The 15,092-nt window shown below is 44.7% G+C and carries 11 protein-coding genes; 1 reads left to right on the top strand and 10 read right to left on the bottom strand.

Features of this window, described 5'->3' with window-relative positions; genetic code table 11:
* Positions 1-102 precede the first annotated feature (102 nt).
* A complete protein-coding gene (locus tag B0681_RS05690) occupies positions 103-990 on the top strand; it encodes a LysR family transcriptional regulator (RefSeq protein WP_078317893.1) in 888 nt (295 codons plus the stop codon).
* On the opposite strand, the gene B0681_RS05685 is transcribed toward B0681_RS05690, so the two are convergent.
* From B0681_RS05685 to B0681_RS05640, 10 genes are all read right to left on the bottom strand, one after another.
* Entirely contained in the window at positions 977-1,312 is a 336-nt protein-coding gene (locus B0681_RS05685) for a type II toxin-antitoxin system RelE/ParE family toxin (protein ID WP_158077924.1), read from the bottom strand. The two genes, B0681_RS05690 and B0681_RS05685, sit on opposite strands and share 14 nt — an antisense overlap.
* 1 nt (position 1,313) lies before the next feature.
* On the bottom strand, positions 1,314-1,595 hold the full coding sequence (locus tag B0681_RS05680) for a ribbon-helix-helix domain-containing protein (RefSeq protein WP_078317786.1): 282 nt from the start codon (positions 1,593-1,595) through the stop codon (positions 1,314-1,316).
* A gap of 71 nt (positions 1,596-1,666) precedes the next feature.
* Complete coding sequence (locus B0681_RS05675) at positions 1,667-2,401, bottom strand: adenosylcobinamide-GDP ribazoletransferase (RefSeq protein ID WP_078317892.1); 735 nt, start codon at positions 2,399-2,401, stop codon at positions 1,667-1,669.
* Between the two features lie 14 nt (positions 2,402-2,415).
* Entirely contained in the window at positions 2,416-3,027 is a 612-nt protein-coding gene (locus tag B0681_RS05670; protein WP_078317785.1) for a histidine phosphatase family protein, read from the bottom strand.
* Positions 3,020-4,069: a nicotinate-nucleotide--dimethylbenzimidazole phosphoribosyltransferase gene (gene cobT, locus B0681_RS05665; protein WP_078317784.1), complete on the bottom strand. Its 1,050-nt coding sequence runs from the start codon at positions 4,067-4,069 to the stop codon at positions 3,020-3,022. The genes B0681_RS05670 and cobT overlap by 8 nt, the downstream gene beginning before the upstream one ends.
* A 27-nt stretch (positions 4,070-4,096) precedes the next feature.
* Positions 4,097-7,264 carry a type III restriction-modification system endonuclease gene (locus B0681_RS05660; protein ID WP_078317783.1) on the bottom strand — a complete coding sequence of 1,056 codons (3,168 nt, stop codon included), beginning with the start codon at positions 7,262-7,264 and terminating at the stop codon, positions 4,097-4,099.
* 9 nt (positions 7,265-7,273) lie between these two features.
* Positions 7,274-9,208, bottom strand: a complete 1,935-nt coding sequence (locus B0681_RS05655; RefSeq protein ID WP_078317782.1) for a site-specific DNA-methyltransferase — start codon at positions 9,206-9,208, stop codon at positions 7,274-7,276.
* 9 nt (positions 9,209-9,217) lie between these two features.
* The gene (locus B0681_RS05650) at positions 9,218-11,110 is read right to left on the bottom strand and encodes an RNA-binding domain-containing protein (RefSeq protein ID WP_078317781.1); all 1,893 of its coding nucleotides are present in this window, start codon (positions 11,108-11,110) and stop codon (positions 9,218-9,220) included.
* Positions 11,107-11,775 (bottom strand): DUF4391 domain-containing protein, encoded by a 669-nt coding sequence (locus B0681_RS05645; RefSeq protein WP_078317780.1) that lies wholly within the window; start codon positions 11,773-11,775, stop codon positions 11,107-11,109. Before B0681_RS05645 ends, B0681_RS05650 begins: the two co-directional genes overlap by 4 nt.
* A complete protein-coding gene (locus B0681_RS05640) occupies positions 11,772-15,053 on the bottom strand; it encodes a helicase-related protein (RefSeq protein WP_078317779.1) in 3,282 nt (1,093 codons plus the stop codon). Before B0681_RS05640 ends, B0681_RS05645 begins: the two co-directional genes overlap by 4 nt.
* Between the last annotated feature and the right edge of the window lie 39 nt (positions 15,054-15,092).

Genomic DNA, 15,092 nt, shown 5'->3' with positions numbered 1-15,092 from the left:
CAAAGCTGAATAAAACTCACTTTAGGCTGATAGGCATGAAAAAATATTCACTTTATGCATGCTTATGCTATAATTGTACAAATTTTCAGCAGATCAATGACCATGCTCGAAATCCGACATCTACAAATGCTCAGCACGCTCAAGCGTCACGGCTCGCTTGCCACCACTGCCGAAGAGATGAATCTCACCGCATCTGCCATCAGTCATCAGCTTAAAGAGCTTGAAAGCTTCTATGACATCACACTGGTGAATCGTCGCACTCGCCCTATCAGTTTCACGCCTGCAGGACTTTTGATGCTGCAGCTGGCGGATAATATTCTGCCGCAAGTCGCACGCACCAAATCCGACATCCGCAGACTGGCTCACGGTCAGGCAGGACGGCTGAGACTGGCCAGTGAGTGCCACAGCTGCTTTGACTGGCTGATGCCGATTTTGAATGTGTATCGCAAGCAGTACAGCGACGTGGAATTGGATTTTGCCACAGGCTTTGAACCTGAGCCACATCAGATGCTGATTGATAATGAGATTGATCTATTGATCACCGCCAGTGACTTGCCGATGGAAGGTATCAGCTATCAGCCGCTATTTACTTATGAAAGCCGTCTGGTACTCTCGCCTGCACATCGCTTGGCAGGTCTAGATACCATCAGTGCTGAGATGCTCAGCAATCAGACTTTGATTGCCTATCCTGTCGAAGAAAGTCGCCTTGATGTCATTGCCAAATTTCTCGCCCCTGCCGGCATCACACCTGCACATATTCGCACCACAGAACTGACCGCCATGCTGATTCAACTGGTGGCATCTGAGCGTGGCGTGGCGGCCCTGCCTGATTGGGTCGTGGCAGAATATGAGCGTAAAGGCTGGGTGGTATCTCGCCCACTGGGCAGCGGCGTGTATTGTCAGCTATATGCAGCGTTTCGCACTGATGATCGGCAGTTGGATTTTATGAAGGGATTTTTGGGATTGTTAGATGGGATTAAAAAGCCGTGAAGCCTTGATAGTGTTCGATTAACTTGGCGTCAGACTTTGAGCCATGCATAATTTGCAAAATCTCAACTCTGTTGATGGGATTTTGGGAAATGGTAAAATACGCCACATACGGTAGGCTTGGCACCACCAATTTATGAATGTGGCTATGCCAATGCACTTTTGGGCAACGCATCGGCATAAACGACAGAGAATCAATCGCCACAAAGATCCTCTCCATCAGATTCATCGCTTGTTCATAACCAAGCACATCCACATAATATTGAGCAATTTTCTCCAAATTCAGCTGCGACTCTGGACTGTATTCGATGTGATAATCATTCATATCACTCGCCTGCATATTGTCTCATCTTGGCTCTTATATCGGCATGAACTTGTGTCGATGGCGTACCTTGCCATCCTTCGTGTTGCACACGCTGATACACCGCCATAACCTGCTCTTCAATCCATGCCTGATGCTCATCTTGCATCTGTTGCTCTTTGACAAAATTCTCAACCAACTCACACAAAATTCCATGCACTGAGCGTTTTTGAGTTTTGGCAATCACTTGCAGACGCTGTTTGATATCAGGATGTATTTTTAGAGAAATTGGCACAGTAGTTGCCATAGTCACTCCCTATCTTTGGTAGTCATGGGTAGTCAAAAGTAGTTTTATCATAACATACTTTAAATCACCACTCAATGACTACACATCGCCACCACAGCCACCAGCATCACCACCTCCACCATCTCGATGCTTGCCCCCACTGTATCGCCGGTGATACCGCCAATTCGCCCAACAAATCGCCATCGTAGCCACGCAAGCATCACTGCCCACACACCAATCATCACCACAGCCATCTGCCAAGACAATGCAAATACAGCTGCTCCAAAGCTTAGCATGACAAGCCACAGTAAGCATTTTGGCACATCTTGCAACGCCGAACCCAAGCCATTCTGCCGAACATAAGGCGTCGTCGCAAACAGTGCCAAAGCCGACATCCTGCCAAGCATCGGTACGAACAACAACGCCAACACAGCATCCAGCTCAAGCAGACAGTACACCGCCGCCCATTTGAGCGCCAGACACAGCACGATGGCGATCACGCCCATCGCCCCTGTATTTGGGTCTTTCATGATCGTCAATGTACGCTGTCTATCGCTAAAACCACCGACCCATGCATCGGCAGTATCTGCCAAGCCATCCAAGTGCAATCCGCCTGTCAGCCACACCCACACCACCATGACGGCACAAGATAACAGCATAATCGGCAGCTGAACATAGCTTGCCACAAGCCACAATACACCGCCAATCATCAAACCGATGACAGGGTAAAATAGCATGGATAAGGCGTTTTGTTCACGGCTTGGCAAACAGGGTAATTTAATCGGAATCGTGGTCATAAACTGCACGGCGATTAAAAAAGGTATGATGATTTTATGATAAATCATGGTAATAACAAGCGATTATTTTGCAGGATAAATGTATGAAATTCACCCAATTCGGCAGGTTGTTTTAAAATCTCATCAAGCGATAAATCTTGCGCTTTACAATATAGATATTTAATCACCCCACCATGCGAAATGATGCACAGTTTATCATAGTGATTTGCTTGGGCAAATTGCTTGATTTTGATTAATGCAGTATCAATTCGTTTGGCAAAATCAGCCATGCTTTCGCCATTAGGCGGTGTAAACTTCGTTGGGCTTTGCCACCACAGCGCCATGTCATCAGGGTATTGTTCAAATAATTCTGCGGTAAATCTCCCTTCCCAATCCCCAAAATCCATCTCACCAAGCTCATCCATCAGCACGATAGGCAGGCCATATTGTGCTGATTTTTGCTTGGCAATCTTGGCACAGCGAGATAATGGCGATGAGATGATGGCCTGCCAACTTTGCTTAGGCAGTGCCGTATTGATGGCAGTGTGCATTTGCTGCTCACCCTGCACCGTCAATGGATCATCAAGCCGACCACGCAAAACCAAACCTTGCGTTAACAGTTCGGTTTCGCCGTGGCGTAAAAACGACAGCACAAGACCTTGTTGCTCATCAGCCATCTTTATCACTCACACCAGCTTCCCCAAAGGTCGCCATTTGCGCGTGTACCACACACGCCAATTGAATAATGCCAAATGCAGTTGTCGCTCCTGTCCCTTCACCGAGTCTAAGACCTAGATCCAGCAGTGGTTTTGCATTTAACGCATCTAATACTTTTTGATTGCCATATTCAGCAGATGTATGTGAAAATAACATATATCGGCGAACATCAGGATTGATGCGTACTGCACATAAGGCACACACAGCGGAAATAAATCCACCAATAATCACAGGCAAGCCTAATTGAGCCGCTCGCAGATAAGCACCAACCATTGCTACCATCTCAAACCCCGCAACGCTTTGTAATGCTAACAGTGGATTATCTTTACAAGTTTCTTTATATTTATCAATGGCTTGATCAATAATTTTGGTTTTATGAACAAAGGTTTTTTCATCCACGCCTGTACCTAAGCCCGTTAGACTCTCTGCATTTTCATCTAATAATAATCCTGCTAAAGCCGAACTTGCTGTGGTATTGCCAATGCCCATTTCCCCTGCAATATAAATATCCGCGCCCTGTTCTACCGCTTTTTCAACGCTGTATTTACCAATTTCTAGGGCTTTTTGGCATTGCTCGGCAGTCATGGCAGGCCCATCTAAAAAGTTTTGGGTTTGTGGGGCAATGTGAAATTGTTCCACACCATCCACTGCATAAGGCTCACCTACTGAACCACAATCAATCACTTGGCTTATCGCACCATAATGACGTGCCATCACGCTAATACACGCACCACCTGTCGCGAAATTATAAAGCATTTGCCGAGTTACCGCCTGTGGATAGGCAGACACCCCAGCATTAGCGATGCCATGGTCGCCTGCAAAGGTACAAATATAAAGCTGTTTTGCGGTTGGACACACCTTACCTTGCATACCTGCCAATTCAATCACCACCTCTTCCATTTGCCCTAATGCGCCTGTTGGCTTGGTTAATTGGTTTTGGCGGTCCCCAGCCCCCTTGCGTGCGGTTTGATTGATTGGTTTAATAGGATTTAAATACCACATAAAATGCTCCTTTTTGGTGATATAGCACTACATCGCAACAATATCTCTTAGCTGCTCAAAGTCGCTCACCACATCATACTTGACGGCGAACTGACCCTCCTGACCCAGGCTGCGATTAAGTACTTCAAAATATTTTCTAGCACTACCAATCTTATTTTGTTCATTGGTGCGCAACTGATTTTCATCCACAGAACCTTTGGTTTCGGCAATAAAGTAAATATTGCGTACTTGCCGTTTTTCAAAGACAATCGCCCAATCAGGATTATAATTCCCAAACGGTGTTGGAATATAAAACTTGTCTGGTAGTTTGGCATATACCACCACCTCTGAAGCGCCATCTAGCGCCTTGGCAAACCGTCTCTCCACGGCTGAATCAGTCGTTACATACTGCCAAATATGCTTATCCAATACTTCGTTAGGCTGTCCGATAATCTGATTATCCATAAAAATTTCATTACTATCAAAGCAACAATCCAACAAGTCATAGTTAAGATTTTGGATCACCAAATTTGCTCGCACCTGATTGATAACCCGTACCATCTCACGAATAAAAGCCTCTGGATTTTGGCGATATTGTGAAAAAATAACCGCATTATCCTTTAGGATAGCCACCACAGTCTTGCGAGTCAAATCAGTTTGTTTGGCGATTTCATCAATCAAATCATATTTGACCTGCGAATAGCTGTGAATACCCGTACCTTTCTCTCGAGAAGTTTGGGTATTATTAAACATTTGACCTGATTGCATCACCTCATAGCTCACCTCATCTTTTTGACTAGCCTCGGCAATGGTGTAGCTGAGCGTCTCCACAAAGCGATTGTTTTTGGTGCGTAATATCTCCAAAATCGCTTCTTTGACGTGCTTTTGCAGTGTCGTACTATTAATATGGATCTGATAAGTAGCCTTGCGATTGATGGATTGCCACAGCTGCTGAAATTCTTTGCGTGCCAGATTTTGTTTTTGGATTGGATTATCCACTTTTTGATTGGCATCTTCAATCATATCACTCAGCGCATGTGCATTCATCACACCATCAATCACCACAAATACCGCTTCACCATAATCTTGCAATTCCTCAGGCAAAGACGCCACCTCGCCTGCCTGTCTTGCCATATGATAAGCCTCGGTCAGATGGTCGTTATCATCAATATAGTCATGCTTAGTCAGATATTTATGAATCTGCTTGGCCATCGTCTCGCTGATCATCACCGTCTTGCCATCGTCAAGTATAAGCTGTTTGGCTTTAAAATACTCTGGCGTGGCTTGGGTTGGGCGACTGCTCAAGCTTAGCCTGATTTCACCTTGTAGCGCCTTGACAAAATCCGTATAGCTCTCATTGGTGATGACTGTCAGCTGATTGAGCTTATGCACCTCACCAACCGCACCAAAATAATTGGCATCCATACGCTCGCCTGACTGATTGACAGCCAGTCGCAAGCCTCGCCCCACCTCCTGACGGCGTGAGATGACATTGTCTGAATGCTTGAGCGTACAAATGGTAAATACATTGGGATTATCCCAACCCTCACGCAATGCCGAATGCGAAAAGATAAATCGCACCGGCTCCGCCAATGACAGCAGCCGCTCCTTATCCTTTAAAATCAAATCATAAGCATCACTATCGTTTGATAACTTCTCCTCAGATCGTGCCTCCACTCTTGGATCAATCAAGCGGTTGGTCCTTTTGTCCACCGAAAAATACCCTTGATGCGTCTTATCTACCTCAATGGATTTTAGATAAGCCTGATACGGGTCATTCTCAAGATTTAAATCCAGATAGTCACGCACCACTGCCTGATATTGCTCGGCAAAAATCTGAGCATACTCGCCTGCCACCGCCTGACCTGCCTCGTTGTATTGACGATATTTGGCAACTTCATCAATAAAAAATAAACTCAAGACCTTGATGCCTTGCATATACAGCTGACGCTCTTTGTCCAGATGAGCACGGATCGTCTCACGAATCTGAATGGTGCGAAGGGCTGTTTCATTGACATCACCCACTGCCTCACCCACCTTGATACACTTACCATTGGCAAACGCCACCGTGCGTGTGCGCGCATCGATCTCGCTGATGATATACCGATCCTTATACTGCGCCGCCTCATTGGAGATAGTGTACAAATCATCGCCTTTTTTGACACGGCGAATGGCACGACGAAACCCCGATGACTGCTTCACCTCTAGCTCAATCAGCGCCTCTGGAGCGGATTTTGAGATCTTGATATCTTGTAGATACAGATATTGATCCGAGCCAGTTAGCCCATTGATTTGGATGCCTTTGACATGGATTTTTTTGACCAGTTTTTGGTTGTAGGCATCTAGCGCATCCAGGCGATGCACCAGATTATAGTCGCGCCTATGCGTTGCTGAATAGCGCAAAATAAACAGCGGCTTGAATTTTGCCAATGACTCCAGCGTCTTATCTGCTGCCATCTTTTGTGGCTCATCTAGAACAAGAATTGGGCGGTTACGACTAATCACATCAATCGGACGACGAGAGCCAAACTCATCTAGCTCTTCATAGATACGGCGGCGTTGGTCTTTGCCTCTGGCATTGACATTGAACGCCTGCACATTGATGACCATGATATTAATCCCGCCATCACTACTAAAGCTCTCCAAATCATGCAGGCTCTTGGATGAGTAGATGAACGACTTGGCTTTTTTGCCAAATTCACTCATAAAATGATCACCCATCATCCGAATGCTCTGATACACCCCTTCACGGATGGCGATACTGGGTACGACGATGATAAACTTTGACCAGCCATAACGCTTGTTTAGCTCAAATATCGTACGAAGATACACATAGGTCTTGCCCGTCCCTGTTTCCATCTCGATATTGAGATTGAGCGGGCTTGCGGTGAGATTTTTGTTGCGAGCATTATCAGCGGTGATTAGCTGTGTCGATGGCTCTAGACCTTGGCGAATCTGTACTTGGCGGATATTACTTAATACCTGATCAAGGCTATCAATCTCGTGATTACCAAAGCCCATTTCCTCAGGCCGACTCGCCATATATGCCTGCGCCCCTGGGCTGAACATCTCAAACTGACCGCCTGCTCTCACAGTCTTACGCCCTGGATCTACGGTATAACGCATACCACTGTGGCGAGCTTGCCCAACAAAACAATCCGCCACCGCCTGCACAGCCTGCAGCTGATAGGCCAAAGTTTTAAAATGGATTTTCATAACCACCCCTTAGATAAAGCGTACATCCGTCTTATGTGATAATTGCCCAAAGCGTTCTTTAAAATTCGCCTTATCATGATCTTGCTGTATCGCGCGCTCACATGAGACAAAATATAGCGGCTGCATCGTCGCCACTTCATCAATAATCGCCATGGATAGGTTATTAAAACACGCCACAAGACTATTACCTGCTACAAAATACACATCCTGCCCATCAATCTGTCGGCACTCAATCGGCAATGACAGCTCAATCCCCAAATCCAGCATGACTTGGAATAACAAATCCTCATCGCCACGATCTGCCTTAATATGATCTGCCATCCGCTCTACCAAATCCAGTGTCAGCTCCTGTGGGCGATAATAGACATCCTGCATATTGGAATCATCCACCTTCAGCACACGAAACCCCGTATCCAGCTGCTCAATCACCGCCTGATCTACAAGCTCTGACTTGATCTTCGCCCCTGCTCGGCGGATACGCTCCTTACTGACCTCGGCGATGGTTGGGTAGCCTGCCTTATACGCCTCGCTCTTGGCGTCAGTCTCTTCGGGTAGCTGCACCATGATAAAGCGACGATTGCCACTATCCTCAGCATTAAGCTGCATCACCGCATGCGCCGTGGTTGCCGAACCTGCGAAAAAGTCTAGGATGATATCGTCCTGTAAAGCAGTCGATAAAATGATCTTCTTTAAAAGACTGACAGGCTTTGCATAGCTAAAATAATCTCCAGATAAATTGATAAATCTGAAATCATCCTTAGACCTATCATAGTTAATCTCCCTATCTAGCCATAAACTTTTTAGCTTTCTTCTTTTATCACTTGTGAGGTAGTCTTTTTGAAATACATCATACCTTGCTCCATCCGACCCCTGAACCAACCTTACTACCAAGTCATTCTCTTGATTTTTAATTTTATCCTTACTCCATCGCCAAGTTCCTAGAGTCCCATCCGAAAATTTTGGGATAATTTCAATATAGCCATCCTGCGCCACCAAGGAAATCTTGTTTAAAGCCAATGAATAATAAATAGGAAAATGCAAGGTTGGACTCTCTTCAGCTGTTGCACGACCTCCACGCAAACGCAGCCCAATTTCCCTATATAAGCCACGCTCATCCATTTTATTATATTCCATTTTCTGCTCCTCGGTTAATGCCTCACCAAGTAATGTTGCCCGTTCAGATTTTATGTACACCAATAAACTTTCATGTGATGCAGCGATATATTTATCAGATTGGCGACCGCGAGGATTTGAAAAAACCGCAACATTTGAAACAAAATTCCCTGCCCCAAAAATCTCATCACATAACCGTTTAAGGTTGGCTTGTTCATTATCATCAATACTAATAAAAATCACTCCATCATCCGTTAGTAGATTGCGAGCCAGTTTTAGACGACTATACATCATCGATAGCCAGTCTGAGTGATAGCGGCCGTTGGATTCGGTATTGGCGACTAGGCGGTTACCCTCCTCATCAATCTGCTCTGAGCGCTCTAGGAATGTTTGAGTACTCTCTGCAAAGTTATCTTTATAAATAAAGTCATTGCCCGTGTTGTACGGTGGATCGATATAGATCATTTTGACCTTATCCAGATAGCTTTCTTGGAGCAGCTTGAGTGCATCGAGATTATCCCCTTCAATAAAGAGATTTTGGGTAGTATCAAAGTCCACACTCTGCTCACGCTGTGGTCGTAGCGTCTTGGTGATTGGTGCATTGGCGGTGAGCATGGCTTGTTTTTTGCCCACCCAGTCTAGGCGATAGCGCTCTTGATCACCCTCTACCACGACGCCAGACAGCTCTTGGCGAAGTAGATCAAAGTCCACTGCACGGATAAGATTGCCCTTGCCGTCATGACTTTCGGTGATACAGTGTGGAAACAGCTCAGCGAGTTTGGCGATGTTTGCATCGGTTAGGTTCGGGGTGTGCATTTTTAGGTCGGTCATGGGATGTCCTTAGTTTGGTTGATTTGGGTTGGTGCGATAGGCTTGTTTGTTGTGTTGCTTTGCCTCTGGATAAGCCAAGATCAGTATGTCTTGTTTGACCAAAGGGCTTAGATAACGCTTGCGCAAGGACTCCTCACCTCGATTCAACAGCTTGGCGAGCGCTTTGGTTGTAAAAAAACCGTTGGTGCAAAGCGAGATGATGATTGCTTTCATCTCATCGGGCTTGAGACGATCTTTCAGCTGGGATGGTTTGGCGATTTCATCCAGTATTTGATACATATCATCAGTTAAATCATCCAAATCGTCAATGATATGCTCATCGTTATGCCCTATGCTCGGCTCGTTATGTCCTATGCTCGGCTCGTTATGTCCTATGCTCGGCTCGTTATGTCCGGAATTTAGGACATAAGTTGCCCAGCGTCCATAGCCATGCTTAATCAAAAAATGATTGAGCACCAACTGCTGCAGCATCTTGGTGATGTCTGCTGGGTGCTTGTCCAAGATGTCTTTGAGCATACCATGTGATACCTCATTTTGCATTTTGGCAATGGCAAGGATAATCTGCTCTTCATAAGATAACGCAACAAATGGCTTGCCATAAGCATTCTTTAGCTTATCCATGATTTTTTCTGGAAAAAGATCAATCATCTGTAGCTCAAGCAATGTCTGATGATAAGGCTCTCGCTCTTGCTTTAGCTTGGGCGGCGTCCAGTGCTGAGACTGCCATCCTGTGAAGATTTTTGGAATACCCGATCCTGCCTGCTCACTGATATGAATTAAGCGAAACATCTGCTGTATTTTTGGGTTGCGACAGTCCGTCTCCGCCCCGTGGCGAGCGATCTCAATAGGAATGCGCATCAAACCTGGGTTGCGAAATTCAAACCCGTGGGATTTTTTGATAATGCGAATCGAAGCTCTGTCAGTATAATCAGCATGAATAATGGCATTTGCCAACGCCTCACGAATGGCGATATGCACAGGGGTGTCTTCTTGCCGTACACCATCTTGTAGCACAAAGGGTGTCTTGAGAGACTGGGTCAGTTTAGAGATGACACGATGATAAAATTCATACAAATTACTACTCCAATCCGCCCCCGACACCACACGGTCGGTCCATCGCACAGATTCATCCTCAGACTTTTCTTGATAATCCAGTAAATAATGCGGAAAAATCTCACAAATGCTGTGATGCTGACCAAACATGAGCAGCCCTGCTTTGGTTAAGCCCTGCTCGCCTGTTTGTCGGTTTTTACCATAAGCACCGATTCTGCGCAAGAATTCCAAATCCTCCAGCTCATTAAGTTCTGCATAGGGATTAAGATTAGCATAACGCTGGCGATAAGCCCTAAGCGATGTTATGGCAATATCCTCTAGACCATAATCAGACAAAATCTCATCATCTCGAGAGTCTGTTTGCTCTGCCAGTAGCCGCTTGACCTGATCATCATCCAAGCGATAATCACCCTCATGGCGACGGATATAGCTGTTGCCCATTGGATTGCCATTAAGATAGACAGGCTGCTGCTTGCGACTTGCTTTAGGGATGCTGATTAATAAAATTGTCTTGCCTTCTATACACCACTCTACCACAGAACGATCAGTGATGAGATTGCGACTGACCTTTTTGGTATTGTCAGCAAGGTCAAACAGCTGCTTTTTGATTTTGGCGACTTGCTGAATGCCATTGATGGTAAAGGCACCATTTTTTTCTTTGACACCCAAAACAACCACACCACCCTCTGTATTGGCAAATGCACTATAGCTTTGCCAAAAATCAGCAGGCAGCTCACCTTTGCCATCTTGTCCAGAAGCCAGCTTGCACTCTATATCCACACTCTCTTGAAGTATGGATAAATCATTATCAGCAATGTGTTTAATTACTTGTTCAATAGAATCTGTCATACGCTTCTTAGTGTAAAATTCTGCAACTGTCTTTTGAGTTGCTGTAATTTGATATTAATATCAACTTTTCTATTAGCCTGCTTTTCTTTGTGCAGTTTGGCAGTCAGCTTTTGGCTTTCGGCGACAAGCTTGGTGTAGTTATCCGCCTGCGTGATACACTCATCTATCGATAGCTGTGAGTCACTCACAACTGGCAGTACATTCTTGATTAAGTCATGGTATAACGCCTGCATGCTCAGCACTGTTGGCAAGGGCATGCGTGGTGAATCAGCGTTATATTCTCTATAAAAATAGCGACTGAGTACAGATTTTGAGCCATCAGCTAGATTGCGCCTTTTGTAGCAGGCGGACACAGTGATGGTATTAGCATAATGAATCTCAAAGATAATCCGTGATGGCACAATCTCATCAATATATCGCAAAATCCGCTCATCCACCCTAGCTGTACGAGCATGAATCACAAAAATCTGCACCTCCCTGATATCCGCGCCATCTTCTTGTAGGTGAAGTATCGTGGGTGCCAGCTTATACGCCCAAGTGATTTTCTCCACTTGCTCAATAAAAAGTTTTTCGATATGAGCAGCTGCCTGCCCCTTAGCGTATAGCGTGTTTTTACTGATATGGCGATCAACCAAACTGTGTGGCGGGTATAAATACAAACTCACACTACCCCCTGCACCACAATAAAGCCAATCAACTCGAAATCATCAAGCCCCACCACCTCGTCTTCAAGTGCGGTCGTGGTTGCCCCACCGAACAGACTGTCAATATCACTTTGGCGTTTGATATTCTGGATTGCCAGCACCACTTCATCAAGCAGGGTTGAGTATTGTGTCATATCCCTGCCATCGTGTGTCTTTTGATTAAACGGTTCATAAGCACACGACATCGGCTCATGCCGATCTCGGCAGGCGATATGTGCAAGCTCCAAGACCTGCTTGGATGTGGTGTGATCCAGCAGAATCTGACCCGATTCACCAATATAGACTAGATAATAAGGATAAAGATGATTTTGCCCTGCATAACGCTCATCTGGCTTGGCATGGCGCGCCTTGAGTGCAAAAATCACCCCACGATGTAATCCCATGTCGCTATTCTCAGGTACGACAGCATGCAGACCCAGTGGTAGATATGGCAGATCAGGATGTGCTTGCAAATAAGCCATCAGATCCTGACGAAAATCATTCAACCCCAAATCGGTAATACATACGCCTGTGCTGGCATCTTCCAGATCCAGCACTTCAGTTTGTAGTTTTTTGAGTTGTTCTTGGCGATAGGCGATGTCATTCGCCTTGGCACTCAGCACATTGTCATCACCAGTGCTAGTAACATCAACGATGACCATACGATTCTCAACTCGCTCTTTTAGCCTGATATAGTCATCCAGATCAATATCCGGCCAGTAGTTTACCAATTGGATTTGGCGATTGGTTGAGCCAATGCGATCAATTCGCCCAAACCGCTGAATGATGCGTACAGGATTCCAGTGAATGTCGTAATTGATCAGATAGTCACAATCTTGTAGATTCTGACCCTCAGAAATACAATCTGTCGCAATCAAAATATCAATTTGCCTGGTTTCCTCCGGAAAAACCCGATCTTTTTGCTTGGCCTTGGGAGCGAATAAAGTTAATAATCCCTGCATATCATAACCATGGCGACTGCCTTGAGCGGTCTTGATGGTGCTAATATCCTGCGTGCCCGTAATTTTGGCGGTATGGATACCGTACTGCTCCAAAAACACTGGCGCAAGCTGATCATATAAATAGTCTGCCGTATCTGCAAAGGCAGTAAAGATGATGACTTTTTTATTGCCTTCATTAATAGGGTTTTGTATTTTATGATGAATTTGAGTAATGATTCTTTGTAATTTGGCATCATCTTCGGGCGTAATGGCACGAACCATCTCTTGGAGTTCTTGAATCATCAGCAGGTCTTCACTCAGATCCCGTTGCCACTGCAATAAATCCATGTCCTCAAGCAATATCTTTACTTTTTCACCATCAAAGCCGCCCATGCTGATGCTATCTTCATCATCTTCATAACCCAAGCCCACATCAATCATTAATATTTTGTCATCATGATTATTTAAAAATCTCTCAATTTTATAGAGAGTATCAGACAGCTTCTGTGCCAAAGTCTGCAAAGTCAAGCCAAAAGCATGCACAGAACTTTCCAGTCGCTTTAGCAAGTTGATAATCATCAGCCGTTGCAAACTTTTTTCACGATCTTTTTGGCGAAAATTGCGTGCCTGCCCCTCGCCAGATTCAAACATGGCCTCATATTTATCAAGATGACTTGGAAAAATATAGTTCACCGGCGCATAGACCGACATTTTAATCATAGACAAACGACTGTACAAATCATTCAATGCAATAGACTTCGTATTAGACAAAGCAGATCGCACTGAAATCGGTGGCAACCTTTGGGGAAATGAACCAATGTCTTTGGTGTCATAAAACCGCTGGATATGCTTACGAGAACGAGCGATCGTTACACTGTCCAATAGCTTGAAAAAATCAAAGTCCAATCGCCCCAAGATAGCCTGAGTCGTACGTTCACTTGGCTCAAGTCTCGCCCATTCATTAAAGCTTTTTTGGGCTTGTGCAAAAATAGTATCGATATCACGACGAACATCTAGCTTGGATTGCAAAAGCTCACTATCGCCCTCATAAGCCAGGGCCAACTGATTTTTAAGATCATTAAAGCGGTTATTTACCGGTGTCGCTGAGAGCATCAGCACCTTAGTCTTGACCCCTGAGCGAATCACCTGATTCATTAGCTTGTCATAACGAGTGTCTTTATCCTTAAAGCTTTCACGATTGCGAAAATTGTGTGACTCATCAATCACTACCAAGTCATAATTTCCCCAGTTAATTTTTGACAAGTCCATGCCATTGGTTTCGCCTCGCTTGCGAGACAGGTCTGTATGATAAATCACATCATAATTAAAACGATCTTGACTAAAAGGATTGGTAATGACATTGGTATTGTAGTTTGTCCAGTTTGCTCCAAGCTTTTTGGGACAAAGTACCAAAACGCTCTTGTTGCGAAGCTCGTAATATTTTATGACAGCAAGCGCCGTATAGGTTTTGCCCAATCCAACACTATCAGCCAAAATACAGCCGTTATATCGCTCAAGTTTATTAATCAGACCCACCGCTGCATCTTTTTGGAATTGATATAGCGCCTGCCATATCTTGGAGTTTTGATAGCCCGTGCGGTCATTAGGCAGATCATCTTCATTAATATTTGATAAAAAATCCTTAAATACATGATACAATATCAAAAAATAGATCCGCTCTGGGGCGTTTTCTTTATAGACGGCTTCAATGTGAGCAATCAGCTCATCGGTAATATCTCGAGTCTTGCTTTTATCATGCCAAATCTGATCAAAGACGTTTAGATGATGACTGGCCGCTTCACGATCAATCCGATATACCGTATTAGACTCGGTTTTTCCGCGCTCCAGTCCAAGACCCACTAGCCCAAAATCATAAATTGGGAAATAAGCAGATTTAGACTCTTGAGATTGACCGGTTTGAATGATGATACTTTGCTCAAAAGTATTGTCCGTGGTATTAGTTTGAAAGACTGCCTTTTGGCGAATCCAATCGGCACATTCTTTAGCGATGGCTTTTTGGGTGAGTTTGTTTTTTAGGCGAATTTCAAATTCTGCGCCGTAGATATTAGATGCTGCATTTGGCTTTGGTATAAAAAACTCTCGCTCCGCCTTTTTGTTTTGTTCGGTGACTTGATCCACAACAAAGGTTGGCTTAGTAAAAATAAATTGCAGCTGCTGAATATCTTTTAGTGATTCTTTAAGAGTATCATAAGCATAAATAGAAAAATATGAGGCGCTAATTTTAATGCAATCACCTGAACCGATTTGCTCTTGCAAATCGGTCGCAAGCAATGTTGTTTTGTTATCAATCATTTTCATGTTAATCAATCCGTAGCTATGATAAAATTAGCAACCCGC

This window comes from Moraxella porci DSM 25326 (assembly GCF_002014855.1).
Classification (GTDB): domain Bacteria; phylum Pseudomonadota; class Gammaproteobacteria; order Pseudomonadales; family Moraxellaceae; genus Moraxella; species Moraxella porci.
This window is presented reverse-complemented; position numbering and strand designations above follow the sequence as displayed.